At 57.7% G+C, this 25,571-nt stretch carries 22 protein-coding genes and 1 tRNA gene; 10 read left to right on the top strand and 13 right to left on the bottom strand.

The window, feature by feature from the left end; all coding sequences use genetic code 11:
• Positions 1-224: 224 nt before the first annotated feature.
• The 6 genes from NW815_RS06110 to mrdA form a co-directional block, all read right to left on the bottom strand.
• A complete protein-coding gene (locus tag NW815_RS06110) occupies positions 225-353 on the bottom strand; it encodes a hypothetical protein (RefSeq protein WP_414390134.1) in 129 nt (42 codons plus the stop codon).
• Complete coding sequence (locus tag NW815_RS06105) at positions 343-1,224, bottom strand: hypothetical protein (protein ID WP_414390132.1); 882 nt, start codon at positions 1,222-1,224, stop codon at positions 343-345. The genes NW815_RS06110 and NW815_RS06105 overlap by 11 nt, the downstream gene beginning before the upstream one ends.
• 282 nt (positions 1,225-1,506) lie before the next feature.
• Positions 1,507-2,154 (bottom strand): hypothetical protein, encoded by a 648-nt coding sequence (locus NW815_RS06100; RefSeq protein WP_414390129.1) that lies wholly within the window; start codon positions 2,152-2,154, stop codon positions 1,507-1,509.
• 25 nt (positions 2,155-2,179) lie between these two features.
• On the bottom strand, positions 2,180-3,313 hold the full coding sequence (gene cobD / locus NW815_RS06095) for a threonine-phosphate decarboxylase CobD (protein ID WP_414415809.1): 1,134 nt from the start codon (positions 3,311-3,313) through the stop codon (positions 2,180-2,182).
• Positions 3,314-3,348: 35 nt separating this feature from the next.
• Positions 3,349-3,654 carry an HU family DNA-binding protein gene (locus NW815_RS06090; RefSeq protein ID WP_414332065.1) on the bottom strand — a complete coding sequence of 102 codons (306 nt, stop codon included), beginning with the start codon at positions 3,652-3,654 and terminating at the stop codon, positions 3,349-3,351.
• A 316-nt stretch (positions 3,655-3,970) separates the two neighbouring features.
• Positions 3,971-5,872: a penicillin-binding protein 2 gene (gene mrdA, locus NW815_RS06085; RefSeq protein ID WP_414388521.1), complete on the bottom strand. Its 1,902-nt coding sequence runs from the start codon at positions 5,870-5,872 to the stop codon at positions 3,971-3,973.
• Between the two features lie 125 nt (positions 5,873-5,997).
• Here mrdA and NW815_RS06080 point away from each other — a divergent pair, with 125 nt between their 5' ends.
• Entirely contained in the window at positions 5,998-7,266 is a 1,269-nt protein-coding gene (locus NW815_RS06080) for a lipopolysaccharide biosynthesis protein (protein WP_414388523.1), read from the top strand.
• Here NW815_RS06080 and NW815_RS06075 read toward each other — a convergent pair.
• Together NW815_RS06075 and NW815_RS06070 are read right to left on the bottom strand one after the other, a co-directional pair.
• Positions 7,253-7,618, bottom strand: coding sequence for an FHA domain-containing protein (locus NW815_RS06075; protein WP_011432528.1), 366 nt, complete (start codon positions 7,616-7,618; stop codon positions 7,253-7,255). The two genes, NW815_RS06080 and NW815_RS06075, sit on opposite strands and share 14 nt — an antisense overlap.
• Before the next feature lie 128 nt (positions 7,619-7,746).
• Positions 7,747-8,583, bottom strand: coding sequence for an SDR family oxidoreductase (locus tag NW815_RS06070; RefSeq protein ID WP_414388524.1), 837 nt, complete (start codon positions 8,581-8,583; stop codon positions 7,747-7,749).
• 117 nt (positions 8,584-8,700) lie between these two features.
• On the opposite strand from NW815_RS06070, the gene NW815_RS06065 reads away from it, so the two are divergent.
• On the top strand, positions 8,701-9,192 hold the full coding sequence (locus NW815_RS06065; RefSeq protein WP_011432526.1) for a YajQ family cyclic di-GMP-binding protein: 492 nt from the start codon (positions 8,701-8,703) through the stop codon (positions 9,190-9,192).
• A gap of 187 nt (positions 9,193-9,379) precedes the next feature.
• On the opposite strand, the gene hemW is transcribed toward NW815_RS06065, so the two are convergent.
• Positions 9,380-10,597 (bottom strand): radical SAM family heme chaperone HemW, encoded by a 1,218-nt coding sequence (gene hemW, locus NW815_RS06060; RefSeq protein ID WP_414388525.1) that lies wholly within the window; start codon positions 10,595-10,597, stop codon positions 9,380-9,382.
• A gap of 68 nt (positions 10,598-10,665) precedes the next feature.
• Here hemW and hisH point away from each other — a divergent pair, with 68 nt between their 5' ends.
• The 6 genes from hisH (at position 10,666) to NW815_RS06030 (ending at position 20,562) form a co-directional block, all read left to right on the top strand.
• Positions 10,666-11,322 (top strand): imidazole glycerol phosphate synthase subunit HisH, encoded by a 657-nt coding sequence (gene hisH / locus NW815_RS06055; protein ID WP_414328912.1) that lies wholly within the window; start codon positions 10,666-10,668, stop codon positions 11,320-11,322.
• Between the two features lie 6 nt (positions 11,323-11,328).
• The gene (locus tag NW815_RS06050; RefSeq protein ID WP_414388527.1) at positions 11,329-11,790 is read left to right on the top strand and encodes an EVE domain-containing protein; all 462 of its coding nucleotides are present in this window, start codon (positions 11,329-11,331) and stop codon (positions 11,788-11,790) included.
• Between the two features lie 184 nt (positions 11,791-11,974).
• Positions 11,975-12,913: a hypothetical protein gene (locus NW815_RS06045; protein ID WP_414388529.1), complete on the top strand. Its 939-nt coding sequence runs from the start codon at positions 11,975-11,977 to the stop codon at positions 12,911-12,913.
• Positions 12,914-13,075: 162 nt separating this feature from the next.
• Positions 13,076-13,555 (top strand): hypothetical protein, encoded by a 480-nt coding sequence (locus tag NW815_RS06040; protein ID WP_414415808.1) that lies wholly within the window; start codon positions 13,076-13,078, stop codon positions 13,553-13,555.
• 354 nt (positions 13,556-13,909) lie between these two features.
• Positions 13,910-14,908, top strand: a complete 999-nt coding sequence (locus NW815_RS06035; protein ID WP_414415807.1) for a hypothetical protein — start codon at positions 13,910-13,912, stop codon at positions 14,906-14,908.
• 32 nt (positions 14,909-14,940) lie between these two features.
• Positions 14,941-20,562 (top strand): DEAD/DEAH box helicase, encoded by a 5,622-nt coding sequence (locus tag NW815_RS06030; RefSeq protein ID WP_414388537.1) that lies wholly within the window; start codon positions 14,941-14,943, stop codon positions 20,560-20,562.
• Positions 20,563-20,731: 169 nt separating this feature from the next.
• Here NW815_RS06030 and surE read toward each other — a convergent pair whose 3' ends face one another.
• Complete coding sequence (gene surE, locus NW815_RS06025) at positions 20,732-21,529, bottom strand: 5'/3'-nucleotidase SurE (RefSeq protein WP_011432519.1); 798 nt, start codon at positions 21,527-21,529, stop codon at positions 20,732-20,734.
• Positions 21,530-21,945: 416 nt separating this feature from the next.
• Here surE and NW815_RS06020 point away from each other — a divergent pair, with 416 nt between their 5' ends.
• Both NW815_RS06020 and NW815_RS06015 read left to right on the top strand, forming a co-directional pair.
• The gene (locus NW815_RS06020; protein WP_011432518.1) at positions 21,946-22,611 is read left to right on the top strand and encodes a Crp/Fnr family transcriptional regulator; all 666 of its coding nucleotides are present in this window, start codon (positions 21,946-21,948) and stop codon (positions 22,609-22,611) included.
• A gap of 30 nt (positions 22,612-22,641) precedes the next feature.
• Entirely contained in the window at positions 22,642-23,559 is a 918-nt protein-coding gene (locus NW815_RS06015) for an alpha/beta fold hydrolase (RefSeq protein WP_414388539.1), read from the top strand.
• Here NW815_RS06015 and NW815_RS06010 read toward each other — a convergent pair.
• The 3 genes from NW815_RS06010 to NW815_RS06000 form a co-directional block, all read right to left on the bottom strand.
• Entirely contained in the window at positions 23,487-24,098 is a 612-nt protein-coding gene (locus tag NW815_RS06010; protein ID WP_414343408.1) for a Ycf51 family protein, read from the bottom strand. The two genes, NW815_RS06015 and NW815_RS06010, sit on opposite strands and share 73 nt — an antisense overlap.
• 216 nt (positions 24,099-24,314) lie before the next feature.
• Positions 24,315-24,394 (bottom strand) — tRNA-Leu (locus NW815_RS06005).
• Positions 24,395-24,452: 58 nt separating this feature from the next.
• A partial coding sequence (locus NW815_RS06000) for a hypothetical protein (RefSeq protein WP_414388542.1) occupies positions 24,453-25,571 on the bottom strand: 1,119 nt, incomplete at its 5' end.

Genomic DNA, 25,571 nt, shown 5'->3' with positions numbered 1-25,571 from the left:
GCCAGCGGGACGGAGTCCTTGAAAAGCCCTCTGGCCCTGTGCATTTAACGTTTGTTTTAGTGTTGTTTTAGGTGTGAGTGCAGTGTCCTAGTTGGAATGAAACGACCGTAATGAGGAATGAAACTGTTCCGTCGCATTGCCTGGGGGTGGTCGCGGAAGCGGCGTGGAAGGCTTGGGCGGCACCGCTGAGCAGCTGGGAAGCGTCTTAACCTAACTTGAAATGACTACAATGGGATCGACTCCAGCTCTTCTCCCAAGATGGGATCCCTGAAATACAAAGTTTGCTGCCAACCAGGATGAATTGGGTTTTGGCGCAGGTCAGCAGTGACGGGATGGCCAAAGTTACTGCTCAACAATTGTAACGTTAAAGCCCTTATTTTTCAGGGTTTCCGCATGATAGCGGGCATACTCCAGTTGCTCAAATGCTGCCAACTGCACAAACTTCTGGCCATCCACATCTTTCACAAAGGCCCCATGGGAGACTTGTCGAGCACGTGCCAAGCTCTCATCTCCCGAGTAGGTAGTGAGCACCAAGAAGGTTCCCTCGCCGCGGTTCGGCCCCAGAGAGTCTACGCTGTTGTCGCTTAGGGGCACCACGTTTTGGGATCCCGCAGAAGTAGGCGATGAAGGTTGGGACGGGCGCTCCAGGCTGGCTGCCAACTGCTCCACCGTTTGCAAGCTGGGGGGAGAGGGTTCCTTGGAAGCCAAGGCCAAGTCAGTTTGCAGGCTATCCAGCAGGTTGGGAACGTCTTGAAGGGGATCCACCTGCAAGTCCTTCCAGTCCGGGGTGGCCGCCAAGCCCAGCGCCAGCCGATCCGGATCCAAGCCACCGGAATAGAACTCCTCTCCCACCTGCCCTTCCACCGGTTCCAGTGGGATCAGGGGCAACTGGGCCAAATCCAGCTGGGCAGGGATCCCTTCTTCCGCCCTGCTGGCAGCACTTTGGGGCAGGGACAGTTCTTCCGGCCAGATCAGCCAGCGCACCCCAAAGCCAATCCCCGCGCAGGAAAGCACCCACAGCAGCAAGACCCAGAGGGGCGAAAAGGCCCCGGAGGGCCGCGGCATCTCTTCCTCTTCCAAGTCTTCCACCACCTCTTGAATGAGCACAGGTGAAGGGCGCTGTACAGAGCTGATATTCCCAAGCTGACCTGCTCGTGGGGGCGGGACAGAGTCCATGCGCTGCAAACGCTGCCAGAGGCGGAATCGCTCCAGTTCTTTCAGCACATCCAAATGCAGATGGCTCAGCGCCTCCTGAAGAGCAAGTTGAGGAACTGGATGTGAATGGGACTGCTGTGCCGGAGACAGGGGTTGGGTAGGGTCTGGGGGAAGCGGAGAAGGACTCATAGACAGCCCACACTCAACTTGATGTAAAGTCGGAGAGCAAACAATGCCGATCCACTGTTACAGCTGGAAACAGCCTAACAGGAGAACCCACCTTGGGAACAAGGATTGCCAGCGCCCCATACCTTGCCATAAACCACCATGCCACAGGGCTATGGCAGTCTTCTAGGGCTTTGCCTCCAGATAGAGGGCACGCACATCTGCCGGTAGGTTCTGAAGCAAGATCTGGCGGGCAGAGGCAACGATGGCATCCACATCTTCTGGAGCAAGGTAGTATCCGTCAGCCTTGAGTTGGTCGGCAATGCGAACCGGTGACCAGCCAAACCGATCCCGCAGCAGCAGAATGAAGCGCAGATCCCCCGGCAAGGTATCCAAACCAGCAGTCAAATAACAGGCCAGTGCCGGTGAAAGAGAGGACTTCGCCCCGCCTCTGGTGGAGTCGAGACTGCAAGAAGCTTGAGGGCGGGTGGGGATCCCATCCAAGGATTGGATCAGCTCACGGGTTTGCTCCGCCAGCCAGGGTCGCAGCACAGGATCCCCTTCTCCCACAAGGCTGTGGACATCTAGGCGCTGTAGGCGCGGGTAAAGCCGCAACCAAACCTGCTCTCGATAGGCAGCCCACTGCTCGGGCGGCAGATGTTCGGCAAGGATCCCGTCCACCCACTGGCAGTAGCGGCAAAACAGGCTGATGAAGTAGCGGGCCACCTCCGGCTGCCGTTGAAAGGCCCGCAGCAACTCCAGATCGCTGTAATGGGCCACCCCCCGCACGATAGGGGCGTTGCATTCCGGCCAAAAGGCGGTAGCTTCGGGCATGAGAATTTCTCCCGCAGAAAAATCCCTAGCTATTCTCCAGGATCTCCCGGCAGGCGGATAACAACTGCTCCTGCTCCGGCAGGGTGCGCAGGCCAATGCGCAGGTAGCGATCTCCCAGCTCGGGAAAACTCAGGCAATCCCGCACCAGAATCCGGTGCCGCTGCAGCAGCGCCCGCTGAATTTGCGTGGCAGAGCCAGGGCAGCGCACCAACACAAAATTGGCTTGACCAGGCCAGGGATCCCAGCCGGGCAGTGCTTGCAAACCCCTGAGCAAATGCTCTCGGGCCACGGGCAGCCAGGCGAAGGTGCGCCGGCGAAAGTCTTCATCGGCCAAAGCTGCCGCCACTGCCACTCCCGCCAATCCGTTGACGCTCCAGGGATCCCGCCACTGTCGCCAGCGCTGCCAGTGATCCGGGTGCCCCACCGCAAAGCCAATGCGCAAGCCGGGCAGGGTGAAAAACTTGGTGAGGGAACGGATGACGATGGTGTTGGGATGAGCCGCCAGGTGGGGGATCAAGGTTTGGCTGCGGGGCATTGCCGACGGGCTGGAGTTTAAGCTCAGGGTGGGCTCCCCCGGCAAAAAGTCCATAAAAGCCTCGTCCACCACCACCTGGTTGAACTGGGGCAGGAGAGGCAGGATGTCTTGCTGCAGGATGAGCTGGCCCGTCGGGTTGTGGGGGTTGTTCAGCCAAAGCACTCGGCTCCCCTTGCCTGCCGCCGGAAGGGGTTCCTGCAGAAGGGTAAAACCGGCGGATCCCTGGCCGGGGAAAAAAGGCAGCGGCTTGATGGTCGCCCCTGCTGCCCGCAGAGCCCGCGCATAATCCCCAAAAGCAGGCTGGGGCAGCCATACCTCCCGCCCTTGCGCATCCCGGGCTGCCCAGGTGAGCAACTCCGCTGCCCCATTGCCCACAAAGATCCACTCAGGATCGACGGCCCAATGGTTGGCCAAACAGATGCGCAAGTCCCGATAGTCGGGATCCGGGTAGCGGCTGATTACAACCGGGTCTGCTGCAGACAGCGCCTGAGTCAGAGCTTGCAAGACCGATTCCGGTGGGCCCAGCGGATTCAAGCTGGCCGAAAAATCCAGAATCTCCTGGGGAGAGCAGCCAGCGATTGCTGCTCCCCAAGCCCAATTGCCACCATGTCGAGGCTGCTCCACGCCCTACCCAGCAGCCGAGTCCCAACCCGGCGAAATTAAGATTTCCCCCCTGCTACTGCTTCGCGGAATGACTTGCCCGCCGTAAAAGTGGGGACGATGCTCTCTGGGATCACCATTTTTTGGTTGGTTTTCGGGTTGCGACCTTCCCGCTCTTTGCGCTTGCGAGCCTCAAAGGAGCCGAAGCCCACCAGGGTCACCTTCCCCTTGGGTTCACCGTTTTCATCGCGGGATGCGACCTCTTCGACAATGATCTCCAGTGCGGCGGAAATGACAGCCTCCGCTTCTTTTTTGGTTACATTGGCGCGATGAGCGACGGCATCAACAAGTTCTGCCTTGTTCATCCTGATCTCCTTCTGAGTTAGGCAATAAAAGTTAGAGCGTTCCCTGGATCGCGGATTCGCTCAGGCGTTGCAGAGCGGCCACGGCCCAGAGTGTTCTCAGTGTGTGGGAGCGGGGCTTGCCCTGCAATGCGCCAAGGCGCCACTGGCGCGAATGGCAGGATTGTGGCAGTTGAGCTCCAAATCACTGACATATTCTACAGCTAAGTTAGGGCAGAAGCCTGCTGGGCAAGGGGTTTTAGGGGATCTTAACGCAATTTTCTGGGAGACAAGAGACTGCATATACCCAGTTGGCTCGGATCCGACAGAAAGCTAGGGCTCACGACTCGGGTCGGAAGTAGGCCCGCATCACCTCTCGAAAGATGGGAGCGGCCCGTGATCCACCCCCACCGCCGCTGTTTTCCAGAAAGACCACGACCACCAATTCGGGCCAGTCGTAGGGAGCATAGCCAACATACCAAGCGTGGGATCGCCGCGGCGGATCCTCTGCGGTGCCGGTTTTACCAGCCGTTGGGGGAAATCCTGGCCCCAGGTTGGCGTTGCCGCCGGTGCCGTAAACCACGACATCTCGCAGCCCCTGCTGCAGGATCTCCAGGGTGGCAGGGGAAAGACCTACCTTTTGGCGCAGCGGCACAGGGCTTTCCGGGATCACCTGGTGCGAGAGCAAGGGGCGCACCCGCCAGCCCCCATTGGCCACTGCCGCCGTTACCACCGCCATTTGCAGCGGCGTAGCGGTAATAAATCCCTGGCCGATGGACATGTTGACCGTGTCGCCCACATACCAGGGCTCGCGCCAGTGGCGCTGCTTCCACTCAGCATCCGGCACCAGACCCGCAGCCTCCCCTTTGAGGCCAATCCCGGTCAGTTGTCCCAACCCAAAGCGGCGCGACCATTCTTGCAAGGGGGCAGCCTTGGTGCCGAGGGCAATTTGGTAGAAAAAGGTGTCGCTGCTGTAGGCCATCGCCTGCCGGTAGTTCAGCCGCCCGAAGCCGGCCCGGTTCCAGTCCCAAAAGCGCCACCCTCCCACCTGGATGTAGGGGCCGGTCTGCAGCACGGTGTTGGGGGGAAAGGCTCCCGACTCAATCCCGGCAGCGGTGGTGATGATTTTGTAGGTGCTGGCGGGGGGATAGGGCCGCAGGCCGCGGTTGAGGAAGGGAAAATCCTGCTGCTGCAGGCTCTCCCACTGGGCTTGGGTGATGCGGCTGGAAAAGAGGTTGGGATCAAAGGTGGGATAGCTGGCCATGGCCAGGATCGAGCCATCGCTGGGATCCATGGCGATCACCGCTCCTTTTTGCTGGCCGAGGGCTCGCTCTGCCGCCTGCTGCAGCCGCACATCCAAAGTGAGCTGCAGGGTGTTGCCCGGTTGGGGCGCTTGTTCCCCCAGCACCCGCAGCACCTCTCCCATGGCGTCCACCTCCACCTGTCGCCCGCCCCATTGGCCGCGCAGATGGTTCTCGAACAATTCCTCCACTCCCATCAGGCCAACGATATCCCCCAGGCGATAGCTAGGGTCGGCCCGCAGTTGTTCCTGCGAGATCTCGCCGGTGTAGCCCAGCAGGTGAGCAGCCAAGTCGCCGTGGGGATAAAACCGCACCGTCTCCGCCTCCACCATCACCCCCGGCAGCTCGCGGCTCATCTCCTCCAGTTGAATGACCACCTGGGGGCTGGCGTTGCGCAGGATGCGCACGGGAAAAGGGGAACGATATCCAGCCTGTTCTAGCTTTTGGGCGATCTCCTCAGGGGCGATGTTCAAGTAGTCTGCCAACTTGGGGATCATCTCCTGCCAGCGCTGCCGAGACTGCACCAGAGGCCAGAGGAAGACCGAGTGGGACAATCGGCTGCCCGCCAGCAATACGCCGTTGCGATCCACAATGCGCCCGCGTTCTGGCGGCTGGGGCAGCAGGCGAATGCGGTTGGTATCGGCCAGCTGGCGGTAATACTGGGTGCGCGCCAACTGCAGGTAGGCCAGACGGGATCCCAGCCCTCCAAACAGCAGCAGACTGGTCAGCAAGAGCAAGACAACGGCCCGATAGCCTTGCCCCACCGTTTTGGTCGGCAGGGATCCCAGCCAACGAGGACTACCGCCGTCCGGCGGGGGTGGGGGAAGCACCCGGCGAGGGGCAGGCGGCCTGGAATGGGGGGAGAACAGGGCTTTTGGATCCCGTCCTGCCAAGGTGTGGGGGCTTCGCGCGGCGTTGCTGACGGGGTAGAGTTTGGCCATGAACTTGCCAGAAGAATTGCAACCGATACACCCAAAATCAAGAGGAGATGCCCGCTCTTGGGCGGGCCCTCTCAGCATCCATCCAGTATCCCTGGCTCTGGCAAGCCTCGTCCAGGAGTGGCAGCGTGGATAGAGCAGAACAACAACGGCTGCGCCAGGCTGCCTGGCTGATGGTGGGCAATGGCCTGCGCCTGGGGTTGTCCGGGGCCTATTTCATCCTCTTGGCCCGTCTGTTGGGGCCGGAAGCCTTCGGGGTTTTCTCTGCCATCTTGGCCTGCAGCAACCTGGCCGCCCCGTTTGGCTATTTGGGTCAATCGGAACTGCTGATCCAGCGCCTCAGCCGGCAGGGATCCCCGACTTGCACCCAGGGGATTGGCCCCAGCTTATGGTTGGCGGGATTGGGCTGTGGGGGGATGGCGCTGGTGTTGTGGCCCCTCTTGAGCGTTTGGCTGGCCGGGACGCCGGCAGCGGTGGTGGGGGTATTGCTTTTGAGCGATCTGCTGTTCATCGCGGTGCCAGAGGTGTACAGGGGGATCCTGATCGGGAGAGAGCAGGCTGCTGGGGTAGCCCTCATCGACACGGGCATGGCGCTGGGGCGATTGGGGGCAGTGTTGTTGGCGGTGGCCTTAGGCTGGGGATCCCTGGCGCAATGGGCCATTCTGTACAGCCTGATGGTGTTGGTCGTGCTGCTGCTGATCGCGAGGGGGATGGGGCGGTGGAGCGAGCCTTCTCTCCCCTTGGCCCTGAGCTGGCGAGATCTGCGGGAACGGCTGATAGCGGGCTGGGACTTTGCGGTGGGGCTGGCCGCGGTGAAAACCTTCACCGATTTGGACAAGCTGCTCTTGCCCCGTTTGGCCTCAGCAGCGGCGGGGGGTCTTTACAGCGCTGCCTATCGGGTGATCAACTTCTCGCAAACGCCGATGATCGCCCTGCTCACCAGCCATTTTGCCGAGCTGTGCCGCCAAGGGCAGAAGGGCCTTCCGCAAGGCTGGCGCTACGCCTGGCAGCTTTTCCCTTGGGTGGTGGGCTACGGCAGTTTGGCTGCTCTGGGGCTGGCCCTGGGATCCTACGGGATCCCCTGGGTGCTGGGATCGGCTTACCGGGAAACGGCCCTCATCCTGCGCTGGCTCAGCCCGGTCATTTTGCTAGAAGGGATCCACCTTTTGCTGTCTCACCTGCTCACCGGGGCAGGGTTGCAAAGGCCCCGCAGCCGCCTGCAACTGCTGGCTCTGGGGCTAAATGGGCTTTTGAATGCGGTTTGGATCCCAAGGTGGGGTTGGCAGGGGGCGGCCCTAGCGACCTTGCTGTCGGAGATGGCCTTGGTGCTGGCTTTGCTGCTGTTGATTGGGGGGCGATTGCACGCTCTGCAGAGATCTGGGCCTAGGGAGCCTTAACAATTTTGTAGGTGGCTTTGGCATCGGGGCCAAAGGTGATCACATCCCCCGACTTGAGCTGGTGGGTGGTCAATTTCTGGCCGTTGATCAACAAGCCATTGGTGCTGGGGCGACCTTCCAGATCCCCATCCAAAATGCGGTAGCAATATTCTCCCTCTCGTTCAGCGGGAATCCGCAGCAGCATGGCGTGGTAGCGGGAGGCATACTGAGAGTTGAGACAGATGTCGTTCGCCAAGTCCCGACCGATGAAGTATTTGGCGGATCCCAGCACCTGGGTACGGCGGCCATCTCGGTCTTCCACGATCAAGATGTGCTGGTGGGTACCGGAAGGAGAAGGCACAGATTCAACCATACTTCCGCTGTCAATACCAGTGTTTAACCGTACCTCAAACTATACCGAAGTTTAGCCTTCTTCCTGCTATCGCTGGGTCTGCAGAATCGCTCATCCAGCGCCCCAGAACTCTCGACCGATCCAGTGGGCTAGCGAGGAACATTCTGGAGCAATGAGCCGACCCATCCGGGGAAGAGGGTGTAAGCTCCTACCGCCCATTGGGCCATACCCACCACCACCTCTGACTTGGACTGGCGAGCGGCATCCCAAATGGCTTCGGCAACTTCTTCCGGCTGGCTGACCCAAAAACTCTCCAGCGCCTGTTGCATTTGCTCACGGGCTTTGCCACCTGAGGTTTGGGCTTGGCTGTCGGGAGAGGACGCTGGCCCCACCTCATCCAGAAAAATGGCTCGCTTGAGGAAATTGCTGCTGACGATGCCCGGATGGACGCCGATCACCTGGATCCCTTGGGGTTGCAGTTCCAGACGCAGCGCTTCTGTCAGCCCACTGACCGCGTACTTGCTGGCACAATAGGCGCTCATCTGGGGCAGGGGCATTTTGCCGCCAATGGATCCCACGTTGATGATCTGGCCTTTTTTGCGCTTCAACATGTCGGGGAGCACGGCTCGGATGGTGTGGAGGTAGCCCCAAAAGTTGACCGCCATCAAAGCCTGCCAGTGCTCCGGGGTGGTTTGCAAAAAAGGGCCACTCATGCAGATGCCGGCGTTGTTGATCAGGCAATCGATGCGGCCATAGCGTTCTAGGGTTCTCTCCACCAGGTTTTGCACCTGTTCTGGCTGCGTGACATCGGTGGGAACGGCCAAGACCTCGGCGTTGAGGCTTTGCTCTAGGTCGATGGCCGTTTGCTTCAGGGTTTCGGCAGTGCGGGCAGCCAGCGCCAATCGGTAACCCCCACGGGCAAAGGTAAAGGCAGTAGCTCTGCCGATGCCTTCAGAAGCGCCTGTAATTAAAACAACATCGGCCATCCTGCTTCTCCGTAAATCTGGACTGGGATCCCTCTACCTGTTGTAGCTTCTCCGAGAGTTAGGGATCCCTGCTTGGCTGAGGGCTTAAGATACTGAACGATAGCGAAGATAAGGTTTATGGCCTCTACCTACTCATTTGATATCGTCAGTGATTTCGATCGGCAGGAACTGGTGAACGCTGTGGATCAAGCCCGACGGGAGATCAAACAGCGCTACGACCTCAAGGATACTCAGACGGAAATTGAGCTGGAGGAGGGATCCCTGACCATCACCACCGCCAACGACATGGCCCTCAACTCCATTCGGGATCTGCTTCTTACCAAAGCGGCCAAGCGGGGTCTATCCCTGAAGATCTTCGACTTCCAACCCCCAGAGAGCGCCGGCGGCAACCGAGTGCGCCAGGTGGTTCACCTGAAAAAGGGCATTGATGCCACACTGGCCAAACAGATCGCCAAGCAAATCCGCGACAACTTTAAGAAAGTGCAGCCTGCCATTCAAGGGGATCTGGTGCGCGTTTCCGGCAAGGATAAAGACGAGCTACAGGCGGTCATTCAAATGCTTAGGCAGCAGGACTACCCGGTGGCGCTGCAATTTGTCAACTATCGATAGGGATCCTCTGGGCTTCCGTATCTTTCCCCTCAACCCCTCTTGCAAGATTAGAGATCTCAGGATCTGTGAAATGTTGGGTTTAATGGCTGCTGGAAATGGTGATGGCCTACGCTCCTCAAAGCTTGAGTTTTCGGCCAATTGGGATAGGGGGCTCTGGTGAGAAATCTTGTGAAAGTAACCGTCGGAATCAAGCCAGCAAGTCTCTGAGAATCTCATTGGAAAATAGCCAGCCATCGGGCGGAATCAGCCGTAGCCGGCCTGCCTCACAACTGGCCCATCCCTTCTCAAAATAGGGATCCAGCCTCTCCAAAGCTTGCTCGACCTTTGGGTGGCCAAAACGCTCTTGTAAATGGCCCAAATCCAGACCTTCCTGTAAACGCAACCCCAACATCAAAGTATCCATCCAAACTTCCTCTGGGGATGCTTCAGGAGGGAGAGGGTGGACTCCGACTTTCACCTGCTCGAAGTAGTGGTAAAGGGTTTTGGGCTGCTGAATGCGCCGTCCCCCCTCGTAGCCGACGGATCCCATGCCAAAGCCAAAGTAAGGGCGATTTTCCCAGTACACTCGGTTGTGGCGACAGGCGTAGCCGGGGCGGGCAAAATTGGAGATTTCGTAGTGGATGTAGCCCGCTTCGGTGAGCAGCTCCCGCGCCATTAGGTACATGGCAACTGTGGTTTCCTCGGTGGGCAAAGGCGCATCTCCCGGTCGGTACATCCGGCCAAATCGGGTTCCCGGCTCAATCGTCAGATCATAGACGGAGACATGGGTGGGGTTAATCTCAAGAACAGCTCGTAGAGACTGCTGCCAGTGTTCCAAAGTCTGGTAGGGCAGCCCAAAGATCAAATCCAGGTTGAAATTCTCAAAGCCCGCCGCCTGCAAGTCGGCCACGGCTTCGTAAACTTCCTCCACTCCATGCAGGCGACCACAAGCGGCCAGCAGCTCTGGCTGAAATGCCTGTACCCCTAGGCTGATGCGGTTGACCCCCAGCTCCCGGTAGCCCGCCAACTGCTCCCGCGTCAGGGTGCCGGGGTTGGCCTCCAGAGAAATCTCGCAGTCGGGATGAAACGGGATCCTCTCCCTCAATTGAGTCAAGATCCGCCCCAGTTGCTCCACCGTCAGCAGAGAAGGGGTGCCACCCCCGAAAAAAATGCTGGTCAACGGTCTGGGATCCCCGGCCAGATGGCGGTAGCGGTAGGCGCCGCCGATCTCCCGGCAGAGCATTTGCACGTAGGTTTCCATCAACTTGCGGGTGCCCAGGCCGGTGGCAAAATCACAGTAGTGGCAGCGTTGCCGACAAAAAGGGATGTGCAGGTAAGCTGCTTCAGGCCAATCAACCTGGTCGCGACAGGGTTGCGGAGCAGTATCGGTCGGAGTGGGATTGTGCAAAGCAATTGCCACAGCCATGGGTCAGCTCAAACGGGTTAGAACCACTATACTGATAGACTCCGAAACTCCTCACGAGAAGGGATCCCATGGGGACTGTACGCCTGGCGGTGATCGACTATGAGGCGGGAAATCTGCATTCGGCTTGCAAAGGGCTGGAGCGGGCCGGAGCTGAGGTGCAGCTAGTAACAGAGCCAACTGGACTAGCGGCTTTTGACGGCATTGTCCTGCCCGGCGATGGGGCCTTTGACCCAGCCATGCAGCAGCTGCGGGCGCGGGGCTTTGGGAAAGCGATCCGGGAAGCTGTGGAGCGGCAACAGCCTTTTTTAGGCATTTGCCTTGGGCTGCAAGTTTTGTTCGAAAGCAGCGAAGAGGGAACAGAGCCAGGGCTGAGCATTGTGCCTGGACGGGTGCAGCGCTTTCGACCGGAGCCGGGCTTGCGTATCCCCCACATGGGCTGGAACCAGTTGCACCTTACCCAACCCCAATCGCCTCTTTGGGCAGGGATCCCGAATCAAAGCTGGGTTTACTTTGTCCACTCCTACCACGCAGTGCCCAATGACCCAAGCTGGGTGGCTGCTACCACCCAACACGGCAGCCAAACCTGTGTAGCCGCTATTGCCCGCGGCACCTTGTTTGCTACCCAATTTCACCCCGAAAAGTCGGGCCCTGTTGGCTTGCAGATGTTGCAAAACTTTGTCGAGTTTGCTGCCCGTTGCTCCCTTTTATCTGCTCCCAGAGCTTAGTGCCCCATGAACTACTGGCTGATGAAATCTGAGCCCAGCGTTTACAGCATCTGGGATCTGCAGCGGGAAGGCCAAACCCTCTGGGATGGCGTGCGCAACTACCAAGCCCGCAACTATCTGAAGGCAATGCAGCCTGGGGATCGCGCCTTTTTCTACCATTCCAATGCCGAGCCACCCGGAATTGCCGGTTTGATGGAGATCCTGGAAACCCACGTGGTGGATCCCAGCCAGTTTGATCCGACCAGCCCCTACTACGATCCCAAGTCCACTCCAGCAGATCCCCGGTGGTACACGGTGCGGGTGCAATTTTTGGCTGCTTTTGAAAGAGTGATCCCTTTGGCCAAATTGCGGGCCACCTTCACCCCGGAGGAGCTGGAGGTGGTGCGGCGGGGCACACGCCTGTCGGTGATACCTGTGGCTGCAGAGGTTGCGGAGCGCTTGCTCTCACTGGCAAACCTCTCCTCTTGATCTGGGGTAAGCTTCCCGACGGTCTCGCCCGACCATTTCCTCTCCGAGGCAGCTAGCCTCTACAGCGCCGACTCTGTTTTGCTGCCAATTTGACCTAAAACAAACATAAAGGGATTCAAAAAATAGGAAACTGGGCATTCAACGCCTGCCTAGGCTTGAGGAAGGAACCCAGGGCGAGGTTACTGTGGCGCTGCACAACAACTATGCCCGCTGGAACCAAGCAATTGTTCAATGGGCAACGCTGGGAGTTCCTCACGGTACGCCAGTTTACCTCAGCGTAGATGAAGAAGTTTTAGCAAGTCTAGGCTTAGGCCCAGTTGAGGACTTTTGCCAAGCCGTGCGCGCCCAGGTGGTAGATGGCCAGCGAGTCCAGCTATCAACTCTGCAAAACCAAAGCTTGCCCGAACCAGCAGGAGTTGCCTTCTTGGCGCTGATGGTGCTCGCCGCCAACGACATGGTGAGGGATGAGGAGCTGGATGAGAGGGACTTCTTTACCCATTTTTGTCAACGATTGGGGGTAGGCGGCGACACTCGTCCCACTGGGATGAAAGCTGGAGATGAAGAAGGCCTATGGCAGGAGTGGAACCAATGGCTAGAGGTAAAGGGATGGATTGCCACCGCCGAGCCAGGGGAAGGCCCGCGCCGGTATTTGAATTACCCCATTTCCCAAACCCTGCTGCGGAAAGCGGACATCCAAAAGCTCTGTTGCCTGTTTTACGAGAAAAACTGGACTACCGCCCGCAGCGAAACTAAGTTACTGGTGGACTTGGCGAGCGAAAAAAACCTGAACCGCCATCTGGAAGAGCTGCTGGACGATCGCCAGCGACACGAGGTACTGGGCGCCGAAATCCTAGCCGTCCATCAGGAGTGGTTAGACGCACAATGCCCGAAACCTGAACAATTTAGCCGACGTCCCCCCACGTGCCTGATTGCAGGGCTGTATCGCACCGAAGATCGGTGGGGGAATCCAGAGTACTACCCTTACCCCAAAGTTCCGCGTCGTTGGCCAGTTGCCGAGGTGACCGTAGAAAACCTAGGTAGCTTGCGTTGTGAGCGCTCTGGTTGGTTTTTCCCTGTTGGCGCACCGCTTTCTGCTGCCGATCTAACAACGGGGAAGTCATGACCGATTCGAGATCATGCCCACTTGCGGGAACTCCAGCTGCCAGCTCGAGACTTTTGGGTCTTGGTGCCCGATCCTGAGAACCCCGAGTCTAGTGCGCTGGCTAGTTGGGGAGCACCTAAATTGGGCAGTCATTTCACAGTGCTGTTTCGGGAAGCACTCTGGTTGGACTTGCAGCAGCTACGAGAAGAAAAGCTGCTGCAGTGGGAGGGCGATCGCCAGCTTGCCTTTGAAGTAACCTCTGGCTGGTGGGAAATCCAAGAATGTCAGGTGCTGGCGCCGGTATGGGACGGTTTGTTTTTACAACATCCTGAGCTGAAAGAGGCCTTACAACCACGCGATCGTCTGCACATTGCCTTGGGTGGAGGGCTACGGGTACCGCAAGGACAAGGTTGGCTCGAGGGTCACTTGCCAAAGGTGACTGTGTACGGGTTTCAGCCTACGGTAGCCGTGACTCTAACTGAAGTGCGTACCGGGAGCATATATCTTCCAGAAGACCATCGCTCTACCAACCAGCCTTGGGATTTGCCCGCAGACTTACCTCCCGGTACTTACCAAATCCAAGTACGGGGCGGAACTGCCCACCAGGAACGCTTTTTGAAGATCCTGAGTTGGGGTGATTTGTCATTAGCTTCCCTAGAGTAGAGGCATAACTCTATGTCGAAAAAATCTTCTCGGTCAGAGCAAATTTACTGGGGCTTTCGCACCCATACCTCCAGATACAAACCCCAAAAGTTGCTGAATTACTTACAAAAGCGGGTTACTCAAGAAAACTTGGCCGATGTTGTGTCTCATGTTCGTATTGAGAAGGGCATTAAGGAAAGAAGTAGGGGAGAGTATTACTTCTACTTGGGTATTAAGACAAATGCGCGCTCTGATTGGTCATCCACACAAAACACCCTTAAGCAACTGATTAAAACAGTGAGAGGTATCAGTATAGTTAGGATTCGAAGAGAAGAATTTTGCTGGGAAGAATTTTGCTGGGAAGATATTCGACACATGGTGGGTATCGCCTATGAGTTGGAACGGGATACCCAACCCATTGAGTATTTCCAAGTCAAGCGGCCACCTAAAGTCAACCCACTTGGTTTGGAAACACCTATAGCAGAGGCGGTAGGAAGCGATCGCTCCCAGCCGTGCGAACAGCTGCTTTGGTGGTTATCGGCAGCCGGTTCTGGTTCTTGGGAAACCTTTCAAGCCGTATGCAGTCACCTAGACCTAGTCCAACCGCGTCGGTTGTGGCGTCGGCTGCAGTTGTTAGGGCATCTTCTGGCAGCTCAGGATGGTCAACACTGGCAAATGCAGCCACCTTCCCTGCAGCCAGTGAGCAAAAATTGCTACGTGCTGTACGGCCAGCGAAACGCCAGCCTGCAAGAGTCTTTGCAGCAGTTTGGTCGCCTTGTGGAGATCCCTCAACCTCGAAGGGATGCTCCACCCTGTTGGCAGCTTGAGCTGCAAGCTGATGCTGCCACCGCAATTGCCGAGTTACGGACCAAATACCCTGCTCTAGCCATTCGTCCGGTCGAGGCCCCTCCTCCTTGGGCTGATTGGGTAGCTACGCTAAAGGTCGTCGATTGGGTGCCACTTCACCGCTATCGACTAAAGCGCTACGATGGGAGCAGCTTCGTAGATGTGCCAGACGCCGAGGAAACGGGTTTCTACGAGCTGTACGAGGAGGGATCCCAACAGCAGCATGCCCTATTCTACGACCGCCAGCACAACGCTTGGTACAGCGCCGAATGGTACAGTTTACGTTTTTTGGCTTTGACTCATCTTGCTCCCAAAAACCTATCAGTTAGTTACGACCCCAATGCCCAAGAACTATCGATCCCTATCAGCCAGCGCTGGCCGCTAGCCTACGAACGCTACTTGGTCATGCAATCGGGTTGTCTGCCTCGCTACAATCGCACAACAGAAGAACTGATTTATCAGAACATTGCACCAACTGTGTGGCAAGTCATTGGTGAACAGCTGCCGTTTTTTGATCTGGAGAAATAGTTACAGTTTTTGCCAAAGGCAAAGGAAAAACCATGTACGACCTCGTCGGTATCTATCAGCGGTTAGATCGAATCTACCAGCTTTACATTAGAAGTGCTTTTCCCTTACGTTACCCTGCTCTTAGCGCCGAGCGGGATCGCCACTTGCAGTACAGACCTGAGAATGCTCTGCTTAGTACTCCTCCCCTATTGGAGCCTACACCACTCTACCCTTCTTCTGGCAAAACCCTTGAGGAAGCAGCGAAAGCTTTACCCGCTGGTTATGAAGATTTGGTACATCTAGGCCAGTCTTTATTTCCAAACTTTCCGCTGTATGAGCACCAATGGCAAAGTTTGAAGGCAGCCATCGTTAACCAGAAGGATATTGTAGTAACAACGGGAACTGGTTCTGGCAAAACCGAGTGTTTCTTGTTGCCAATCCTAGCCCACCTTGCCCGGGAATCCCGTACCTGGGATCCCATGTCCCCTCAGAGTGGCGATACGTTCTGGTGGCAGCAGGAAGACAATCCAAAGTGGGTACCACAGCGCCAAGGGCAACAACGACCGGCGGCGATACGGGCCTTGATTCTCTATCCTTTGAATGCTCTGGTGGAGGATCAATTGCGACGGTTGCGCAAGGTGTTGGACAGTCCGGAAACCCATGCCTGGCTCGATCGCGAGCGCGGCGGCAATCGCATCACCTTCGGTCGCTATACGGGACAGACACCCCTCCCCGGTCGTCAGACCCCTGAAAAGGTCAAAGAATTGGCCAAGCTATTGAGAGATCTTCAGGAGCAGCAGGGAAGAGTTGCTGTTCGGAACAAGAATTCGGATAAAGATTCGGATTTAGTATTTTATTTCCCTCGCTTAGATGGGGGAGAAATGCGCTCACGCTGGGACATGCAAGAACATCCGCCGGATATTTTGATTACCAACTATTCCATGCTCAACATTATGCTGATGCGGCAAATTGAGGCTGGGATGTTCGAGCAAACGAAAGCGTGGTTGCAAGCGGATCGAGGTAATAAATTCTTGCTGATTGTGGATGAGTTGCACACCTATCGCGGGACACCAGGGTCAGAAGTAGCTTATTTGCTGCGCTTGCTGCTGTACCGCTTGGGGCTAACAGTCAACTCAGAACAGCTACAAATTTTGGCGACCAGCGCCAGCTTGGAAGAGGGCGAGGCGGGCCGCCGGTTTCTCCGGGAGTTTTTTGGGCGCGATAACTTTGCGGTGATCGCTGGAGAACAAGTTGCTCCGGATCCCGAAGCCCCAGCGCGAGTGCGTCAGTATCAAGTTGCTTTTGCTCAATTTGCCAGAGATGTGCAGGCGGATCCCCTCCAGCCCCTGCGACCTCTCCCTATCCCCGAAGAAGCTCTGACCAAGCTGGTGCAAGAGCTGGGGGGCGATCCCAGCTCAAAACCACTGGAGCAGGCTTTGGGGGAGTGCCTCGAAGAACTCAAGGTTGGCGATGCCTTGCGGGAGGCCTGTCGGCAAGCTAGTGGCAGCGTGCGCGCCACCCCCATCCAAAAAGTTGACCAGCAACTGTTCCCGGGGGCGGCCGTGCCCCAAGGCGGTCTGGTCTCCGAGGCCTTGCGAGGATTGTTGATGGCGACGGCGGTAGCTCAGCGAGAAGACGGGCGATCGCCCCAGCCCGTGCGCGGTCACCTTTTCTTTCACAACCTGCAAGGTCTCTGGGCGTGCAGCAACCCTCACTGCAGCGTTGCGCAACGCTCTCCGGAGAACAACCAGCCGCCTTCACCCATTGGCGCTTTGCACAGCCAACACCGTCTCAGTTGCGACTGCGGGGCGCGTGTCCTGGACTTGATCGTCTGCGAAGTTTGCGGGGAGGTATTCCTGGGGGGCTATGCATACCAATCCGGCGAGTCCCTTATCCTCACTCCCGATCAACCTGACTTGGAAGGCATTCCTGATTTGGTGAACCTTACGCAGAGGTCTGGGAATTATCGCGTTTTTTGGCCCCTGCCCCACGACCCGGAACCTTGGGCGACCCAGCCGCAATATTTGGAGTGGACTGCTGGCAAGGCGAAGCGGGGGTGGGTTGAAGCCAAGCTCAACCCCGCTACTGGTGAACTCCGACAAGATAAAAGCCCCCCTAGAGAAGGCGAGGTTCCCGGCTGGGTGTACCAAGTGAAAGAGGGGGATGGGAATCAGCCCGCCTTGCCGAGCCGCTGCCCTCGCTGCGATACCGATCGCGCTCTCCGTGAGGCCTATCCCACTCCTTTGCGCGTGCACCGCACTGGATTCCAAAAAGCCTGTCAGGTGATTGCCGGAGCTTTGTTGCGGGAAATGCCAACACCGCAATCCCGCAAGCTGGTGGTTTTTTCCGATAGCCGCCAGGACGCAGCCAAGTTAGCCGCCGGTATGGAAATGGATCACTATCGCGATATGGTGCGCTTGCTGCTAGTGCGATCAGCAGAGGAGTATAGGCAAGACCTGCGGGCCTTTCTGCGCTGTGAGTTGCCCAGTCCAGAGGAACGACAGCAACGGTTGCGAGAATATCCCCGGTTGCTACAAGACGTTGAGGGGATGGCGGAGGATTGGGCAGCACGGGATCGCTTTCTTAATCGGCAAGGTGACATTGCTACAGAAGCTCTGCTTTGGACTCAAAACCGGCGACCTGCCAACGAGCAAGTTCGTGAACTGTGGCTCGAGATGCTCAAGTCTTACGGCGAGAAAGTTCCTCTCCTTGCCTTGCGGCGCACCCTGGCAGACCTGCTCTTACATTTGGGACTGTGCCCTGGCGGGATGTCCTTTAGCGCCCTTTACTATTCCGTCAATAAGGATCGGCATCCCTGGACTGAGCTCTACAACTGGCAAAGTCAACCAGTAACACGAATTGCTGCCCGAACACCAGAGCAAAACAGACACCTCGATGAACTCGATGCCTATTTAGCTGATGAAATGATGTTTACGCTGTTTGCCCATGCGGTCAGAAACATCGAGTCTTTTGGACAGGGCTATGTTACAGCTCAAGTTCCTCCGGAACTGCAAGACGTTGCCAGCGCGGTTATCCGCCAATTGGGAATTCGCAAGCGGCATCGATACTCCAAATTCTGCAGACCGGGTACTAGGCGGGAATTACCCCAGTACGTGGAGCGATACTTGAGAAAATTAGAGGAACAGGGCAAGCCAGACTTAAAATCCCAGATCGAGCGGGAGTTGAACAAAATCGGTACCCGTAGCGAGAACGGATTGGTTTTGGATCCAGATCGCCTCTACCTTGTGCCCGTCTCTCGCGAAGGTCTTCAAGGCTACCGCTGTCCTCAATGCGGGGCCTTTTACTTGCACACTGCGGGGGGATGGTGCCCAGAGTGCAGTGGCGGTCGCAACACCAGCAAACGCTCTGACCCGCAGGCCATCCGACTGCAGCCGAGCAGCTTGCCGCGCGATTTGGATTACTACGCCTACCTCTCCGACCCTGAAAACGAACCGTTTCGGATGAATGCTGCCGAATTGACAGGGCAAACCGACAAGGAGGATCGCCTCAAACGGCAGCGCTGGTTCCAGGAAGTGTTCCTAGAGGGAGAAATACCGCTGGCTCAGGGCATTGATTTGTTAAGCGTGACTACCACTATGGAGGCTGGCGTAGACATCGGCGGCCTGCTGGCAGTGATGATGGCAAACATGCCGCCCCGACGGTTCAACTACCAGCAGCGGGTGGGACGGGCTGGTCGGCGCGGTGCCGGGGTCTCCTTGGCAGTTACGTTTTGCCGGGGTCGCAGCCATGACGATTTTTACTTTCAGCGCCCTGAGGCCATTACCGGCGATCCGCCACCCCCGCCCTACATTGACCTGCGCAGCCTCACCATTGCTCGGCGCGTCGTCGCCAAAGAAGTCTTGCGGCAGGCTTTTCAAGATCTATCGGTTGCAGCGGATCTCGAAGATGCAACCAGTGTCCACGGCGAATTTGGCTTGGCCAAAAACTGGCGGCAAGTGGAACCGTCGGTTCGGGATTGGATTGACAACCATCCCCAAGACATTCGAGCTGTGATTGCCCAACTTTGCCAGCAGACTTACATTTCAGCCGAACAGCAGGAAGAGCTGTATCGCTACATCCGCGAGGAGTTGGTCAATAAAATTCGCGAGATTGCTGAGTCTGAAGCCTACAGCCAAGATCAACTTAGCGAACGTCTGGCCAATGCCGGCATTTTGCCCATGTTTGGCTTTCCCACACGGGTGAGGTTACTTTACACTCGCTGGTCTGCCAGCGAAGGCACCATTGATCGCGACTTGGATACGGCGATTGCACAGTTTGCCCCTGGCTTGGAAATCGTCAAAGATCGGGCAGTACACACCGCCTGCGGATTGGTGGAGTTGGTGCCTCACCCAAGAGGCGTACAATCGCGTCCCGGCTTGGTGCCGCCCCTCGACAAACCCAATCGCTGGCTAGGTCTGTGCTGCAACTGTCAAGCCATGATAGAGGACTACCAGCCACAGCAGCCGCTTTGCTCTCCTCCCCCAGCTACCCACAAGCCGGCAAAGCAAGCCTGTCCGGTATGCCAGCAAACCACCCTCCGCTGCATTGATGCGCGGGAACCCAGGGGCTTTTTCACCAACTTGCAGCCGCGGGATTTTGATGGTCAATTTGAGTGGCAACCCCGCGTCAGTCGGCCAACCTTGGGCGCGGACGGACTTAAGGCGGAAGCGACGACCGCAACGACCGGCAACGCTCACCTGCGGGGAGGCAGCGATGACGTTTTAATCGTCAATGATCGCGGCGGCGAGGGGGGGTTCCTGTTACAAGCGGATAAGAAGTGGCCAGGAGCTTATGTTTGTCCTGAAGTTCAGGGGAAACGTTTCGAAGGAATAGGCCCTACCTATCGGATTGCCCTACTGTCTAAGCGACGCACTGACGTGCTGCTGGTCAGCCTTCAAACTTGGCCGCCTGGCGTGTTTGCTGACTCAACAACTGTGGAAGGGCGAGCAGCTTTGTATTCCTTCGCCTTCTGGTTGCGAGCGGCTGCCTGCACCTTTTTGGATGTCGATCCTGACGAGTTGCAAGCCAGCTTTCAGACAAAGGAAGAGGCTGGCCGAGTGGTGGGTCAGGCTTTTCTGTTCGACAAGCTGGAGAATGGCGCGGGGTATTGCCTCTACCTCGCTCAGCCGGAGGTCTTCTCGAAGCTGCTGGAACAAGAGGACTTGTCTCAACCCAACAGTTTGGCCTTCCGTTGGCTGCAGCACCAGCAGACCTGCGACACGTCCTGCAACAACTGCTTGCGCGATTACTCCAACCTAGCCTACCACGGGCTCTTGGATTGGCGACTAGCCTTGGATATGGCGCGCCTTCTGCGAGATGCTAGGGCACCGGTCGATTTGCAGAGCCCTTGGGGGGAAGAGCAGGAAAATCCCTGGCGGCGCTTGGTGGAGCAGGTACTGCCGCCACTGCTGGAAAACCTAGGCTTCCAGCAAGTGTCTCAGGATTTTCTCCTGCCGGTGTGGACGGGAAACCGGGGGCGGGAAGTGCGGATTGTGCGCCATCCTATTTGGACTGATGAGCATCCCATCTGGCAACAAACTGTTGAGCAAGTCCGTCAGGCCTATCCCCAGGCCCACATTCAGGCAATCAATCCTTTTTTGACGTTGCGACGACCAGGGGATGTCTTGGCAAAGTCAACAAAAACTACCCGCTCTAAGCGTCCTGGTGCTGCCTGACTTTATTTCGCTCAGTTTCTTTAGCCTGCGGTGGAAGAGGGCAGCGCGACTCAGTAGTCCAACACTGCCGACGCTCTCTCTACGGGCTAAACACGTTGGCAGAGGCGATTTCTTTCTATTCCAGGGCCTAATAGCCTTTCTATTCTCTGACTCTGAACTGCGCCAATCCCTACAGAGCTCCCTCCAATCCAGAGCCAAAAGCCGAGAGCCCCCACTGCTGCAAGCTATCGAAGGCAGCATAAGCCGTTAGATCCGGCTGCAGGGGCGTAATCGACACATAGCCCTCAGCAACCGCCCGCACGTCCGAACAGGGATCCACCTCCTCTTCCACCACCTCTCCAGCTAGCCAGTAGTAGGCCTTGCCGCGCGGATCCACCCGTTTCTCGTAGAGATCTGTGTACTTGCGCCAGGCCAGGCGGGCCAAGACCATGCCGCGTATTTCAGCCAGCGCTAGGGGGGGCACGTTGATGTTCAACAGCATCGGCTCCCCCAGGGGTTTCAGGCTCAGTTTCTCCAGTAGCTTCAGCACCACCTGGGCCGCTGGTTGAAAATCCTGATGGGTAAAACTGGCCAAGCTTACTGCCAGGCTAGGGATCCCTTCCAATAGCCCTTCCATTGCCGCCGAGACGGTGCCGGAGTAGAGCACATCCGTGCCCAGATTGGCTCCCTGATTGATGCCGGAAATCACCCAATCGGGAGGACGATCCAATAGCCCGTCCAGACCTAACTTGACACAGTCGGAAGGGGTGCCCGAACAGGCCCAGGCCTGCACTTCTGGAGGAAATCCCTCCCGCACCGGATCCACCCGCAGCGGCTTGTGCAACGTCAGGGCGTGGCCGGTGGCCGAGCGCTCCCGATCCGGACAGACCACCGTTACCTGGTGCCCCCCCAGCTGGGCCAGCGCTGCTGCCAAACACCGCACCCCTGCCGCCTGGATGCCATCGTCGTTGCTGATGAGAATATTCATCCCAGCCACCCCACACCCGCCCTTAGACATACACCAGTCTGACCCAATGATCTGCGCTGATCCCCCAGGTAGCCGAGTTCAGCGGCAGAATCTGAAAATTTACGGCTTCTTGGGGTTATTATTGGACGTAGCCTTTTGAACAATATCAGTAGGAACACAATGTCACCCTATGAGGTCAAGTGCCATTATGAAGCTAAGGTAAAGTAAACCCTGCGGTTTCCTTCCTCTTTGTATTTGCCTTCTTGTGTGTATCTTGCTGTTTCTCCATCCCCATCTTCCTAAGACTCCGTCCCGTTGACGTGTAGGTGCTCCGCACCGCCGGCGCGAACGCGGAAGCGTTGCATAGCCTACAGCCGGGTAAAGCTGGAAAGTCTGTAAAACCCATCAGGTCGCTCGAGCGACAGGAAGTTGATCTCATGTCACTTGTTTCCATCACATCGGCAACAGAGGCTCAGGAATGGCGTGAGCTTTGCCAGTGGGCCGAGGAGCACTACCGCTGTCGCACCTTTCCCAAAGACGTGCGCATTCCCACTCGTCCGGGATTGGTGTACATCACCCAAGAGGGAGTGGTGCGCCTGGTCAGCCAAACTCCAGAGCGGCGGGAGGTCTTTGTTGGGTTCATCACGGCTGGATTTCCTTTTGAGCTGAGCAACCCAGAGCGCTTTGAGTTGAAAGCCTGCACCCACGCCGATCGCACCACGGTGATGTGGTTTTACTGGCAGGATCTGGAGCAGTGGCCCTATCTGCACCAGAAGATTCAGGAAAACTTCCGCCAGCAACTGCAACGGAAGCTGCTGTGGTTGGGAAATCTGGGCCAACGGCGCGCCATCGATCGCCTCAAGGGCTTCTTGAGCCTGTTGATCGAAGAGTATGGACAGCCCTGTGAACAAGGGATGTATCTCCCCTGGCCCCTTACCCATGCGCAGATTGGGGATGCCATTGGGGCCACCCGTGTGACGGTGACTCGTCTTCTGGGATCCCTGCGTTCGAAAGGGTTTGTGCAGGTGCTGGATCAAAACTTAATTTGCATTCCCAACGGGGTAAAGCTCCAGCCCACTCCGAAGAAGGCGGCCAGCGCCTAACCCTGCTGTCTAGATGCTATCCAGAGTGTTATGCCTACAGCAGTCGGGAACTGCACTGCTGACGCGATGGGCCTGCAGCTCCACTATCGTACTTGGGGAAAAGGGATCCCTTCTCTCCCGATCCTGATGCTCCACGGCCATCCGGGCAATGCCGACTGCATGGCGGTATTTGCAGAGGCAGTGGCGGGGATCCACCCCTGTGTGGCGCCAGATCTGCGTGGCTACGGGCATTCCCAGGTGACGGATCCCTTTGAGATGCAGGATCACCTAGAGGACTTGGAGCGGCTGCTGGATCGCCTGGGCTGGCAGGAGTGTCTGGTGCTGGGCTGGTCCTTGGGCGGGATCCTGGCCCTGGAGTTGGCTTTGCGTCTGCCGGAGCGGGTAAAGGGTTTGGTCTTGGTGGCCAGTGCCGCCTGCCCCCGCAGCAACCATCCCCCCACCGATTTTTGGGATCAGGTCAACACCGGCGTTGCCTCGCTGCTCAACTGGCTTTGGCCCGGCTGGGAATGGAACATCGAGACCTTTGGCCGTCGCTCCCTTTACCGCTACCTGATGCAGCAACAGACCCCAACGGCCTATCGGTATTTGGCGCACATGGCCTTGCCCGCCTATCTGCACACCTCCCCCCAGGCTCGCCAAGCTCTACGCGCTGCTCTGCAACGGGGCTACAACCGCGAGGGAGAGCTGCACCGAATTCGCATCCCGGTACTGCTTATGGCCGGCGAGCGGGATCGCCACATCACCGCCAACAGCAGCCTGGCCACAGCCCGCGCCCTGCCCCACTGCACCTGCATTGTCTATCCCAACGTGGCTCATCTCTTTCCCTGGGAGATCCCCGACCGGGTGGGACAGGATCTGCGCCGCTGGCTCAGCGCTCAAGACTGGGCAAGTGGGATCCCGGTGGTTGGCTCTTCCGCTCCCTCTGCAGACAAGGCGGCAGAAGCCTGACCCTGGGCCAACTTCCGCAGTCGGGCAAAGGCCTCTTCCTCCAGATGGATCTGCTGCTGCTGTTGTTCTTCTGGGGTGCGCAGGCGCTTTCCCAACGGCTGTTGCAGCGTGCCCAAGAGCAACGGCTCGGAAACTCCCGGCTCGGGATGGATGACGGTGCGGGCCCGCAAGGTGAACACCGGCGAACCGGTGGAGAAGCGGCCCGGGGATCCCAAATCGCTGGCCGCCTGCTTCAGGGTGAGGATCAGTTGCTCTGGGGTGATATCCGGGCTGACAGCAATAACCGCTCGATCCGCCCCTTGGTCATAGACGGTGGTGTAGGGGGCAGCACCGGGAATGCGGGAGCGAAAGATCGGCCCCAAGCTGAGGGCAAAACATCCCGCTGTTAAAACCAGCGCAAACGCCGTGTAGCCCACCAGCGCAAACTTCAAGGGCCAATTGCGGATCCAGGCCAGCAGGGTGAGCACAGCCAGCAAGCCTGCTAGACCTAGCCCAATTTGGGTGGCAGAGGCAAAGAAAGATTCCAAAGTTGCATCCATGATTCCCCAGTTTAGCGGCTAGAGCTTCATCTCTAGGATGCAGGATGAGCCCGATTCTGGCTGCCCTATCTAAGGACTCCGTCCCGCTGGCACCCTGCTCCAGAAGGGCTTGGCTGGTTCTATCACCAAACCCCTGTGAGAAGAGGCAAGACGGATCAACCTACCAAACCCAGAAAGCAGCGAGCCTTACAGCTCGTCACAGCAGACTAAAAATCATGGGCAAGGTCGGATTCGAACCGACACGGTTTCCCGCCGCATTTTGAGTGCGGTGCGTCTACCAGTTTCGCCACTCGCCCGACTTGGAACCATTATCCTACTGAACTGGCGAAACCTCGTCAACCAATCCCCCGAACTCTATCGGCGGCGGTCTTTCTCCAGTTGCTGGGCCTTTTGCCGAAGCTGGCGGGTTTGCTCCATCACCTCCTCCAGATCCTCGTGGGATAGCCGCTCGACGTAGTTAATTTTGATCTCTTCCAGCAAGTCTTGCAGGAGAGAGCGAATTTCTTCCGAAGCATGCTCCTGGCTGAGTTCCCGTGCCAAGACCTCACCAAACCGCTGCATCAGTTGCGCTGCCAGCTTGGAGCCGACGGGATCCTCGAAACTGCCCGTCAGGGTTTTGTAGGTGGTGGTGGTCAGCTCGTTGGCCAGGCGCTCCGTCAGTTGGCCAGGCAGGGATCCCAGGCCGGGAAGCTGTTCTAGAGTTTGCATAGCAGGCAACTGCTTGAGCAGGCCATCCAGGTTGTAGCGGAGCAGTTGTTGCAATTCCGGTTGCACCTGGGGCAAAACGCGGTAGAGAACAATGCGAAAAACCAGGTTGGCAATCGCCTCCAGCTCGTTGGTGTTGTTGATATCAATGTAGTCGCGCTGGGTACGCGCTGCCGGCAGCAGGGGCAGGGATCCCCGCTGAATGGATACCTGGATTTGGTTGATCACCCGCACGACAATGACTTCCGTCAGATCCTCGGCGAAGTTGGTAACAAAGCCCTGGCTCACCTGGGCGCGTACCCGCTCCAGATCCAGCAACTGCGCTTGTCCCAGCCGGATGGTGACGGGGATCACCCGCAGCCAGCGCCAAAAGGGCAGCAGCAGCAGCACATCGTACCAACGCCAGAGCATGGCATCCAGCCAATTGACTCCGGTGTAGCGACGGCTGATGGCCACCGTGCGCAGCAAAAATTCCAGCCCAAACAGAAGCACGAAGGGAAAATCCAGCACCGGGAAAAAGTCAACAGGGTTACCGCTCTCACCAATGGGGCGGAAATAGTTGGTCTCAAAGAGGGGGCGCAGCCGGGTCTGGAAAAATTCAATTCCATCTGCGGGATCGGCGCCGGCCAAGTACTCAGCAGTCCAAAAGCGGGCAAAGGGGGCTCTGGCAGAGTCGGCTTCTGGGATGTGCTCCCGCATCAAATTGAGGATACGCACAAACTGGCCAGTTTTGTTGGCGCCGTAAACTACCCGGCTCCGACCGCTAAG

The organism is Synechococcus sp. R6-7, from assembly GCF_047461695.1.
Classification (GTDB): domain Bacteria; phylum Cyanobacteriota; class Cyanobacteriia; order Thermostichales; family Thermostichaceae; genus Thermostichus.
Note: the sequence above shows the minus strand (reverse complement) of the source record. Positions and strands in the feature narration are given on the sequence as shown.

Coding starts and splice junctions, on each gene's coding strand:
- NW815_RS06100 (WP_414390129.1), bottom strand. CDS start 2,154: ATGCCCGAAGCTACCGCCTTTTGGCCGGAATGCAACGCCCCTATCGTG.
- NW815_RS06090 (WP_414332065.1), bottom strand. CDS start 3,654: ATGAACAAGGCAGAACTTGTTGATGCCGTCGCTCATCGCGCCAATGTA.
- mrdA (WP_414388521.1), bottom strand. CDS start 5,872: ATGGCCAAACTCTACCCCGTCAGCAACGCCGCGCGAAGCCCCCACACC.
- NW815_RS06075 (WP_011432528.1), bottom strand. CDS start 7,618: ATGGTTGAATCTGTGCCTTCTCCTTCCGGTACCCACCAGCACATCTTG.
- NW815_RS06070 (WP_414388524.1), bottom strand. CDS start 8,583: ATGGCCGATGTTGTTTTAATTACAGGCGCTTCTGAAGGCATCGGCAGA.
- NW815_RS06065 (WP_011432526.1), top strand. CDS start 8,701: ATGGCCTCTACCTACTCATTTGATATCGTCAGTGATTTCGATCGGCAG.
- hemW (WP_414388525.1), bottom strand. CDS start 10,597: ATGGCTGTGGCAATTGCTTTGCACAATCCCACTCCGACCGATACTGCT.
- hisH (WP_414328912.1), top strand. CDS start 10,666: ATGGGGACTGTACGCCTGGCGGTGATCGACTATGAGGCGGGAAATCTG.
- NW815_RS06050 (WP_414388527.1), top strand. CDS start 11,329: ATGAACTACTGGCTGATGAAATCTGAGCCCAGCGTTTACAGCATCTGG.
- NW815_RS06035 (WP_414415807.1), top strand. CDS start 13,910: ATGGTGGGTATCGCCTATGAGTTGGAACGGGATACCCAACCCATTGAG.
- NW815_RS06030 (WP_414388537.1), top strand. CDS start 14,941: ATGTACGACCTCGTCGGTATCTATCAGCGGTTAGATCGAATCTACCAG.
- surE (WP_011432519.1), bottom strand. CDS start 21,529: ATGAATATTCTCATCAGCAACGACGATGGCATCCAGGCGGCAGGGGTG.
- NW815_RS06020 (WP_011432518.1), top strand. CDS start 21,946: ATGTCACTTGTTTCCATCACATCGGCAACAGAGGCTCAGGAATGGCGT.
- NW815_RS06015 (WP_414388539.1), top strand. CDS start 22,642: ATGCCTACAGCAGTCGGGAACTGCACTGCTGACGCGATGGGCCTGCAG.
- NW815_RS06010 (WP_414343408.1), bottom strand. CDS start 24,098: ATGGATGCAACTTTGGAATCTTTCTTTGCCTCTGCCACCCAAATTGGG.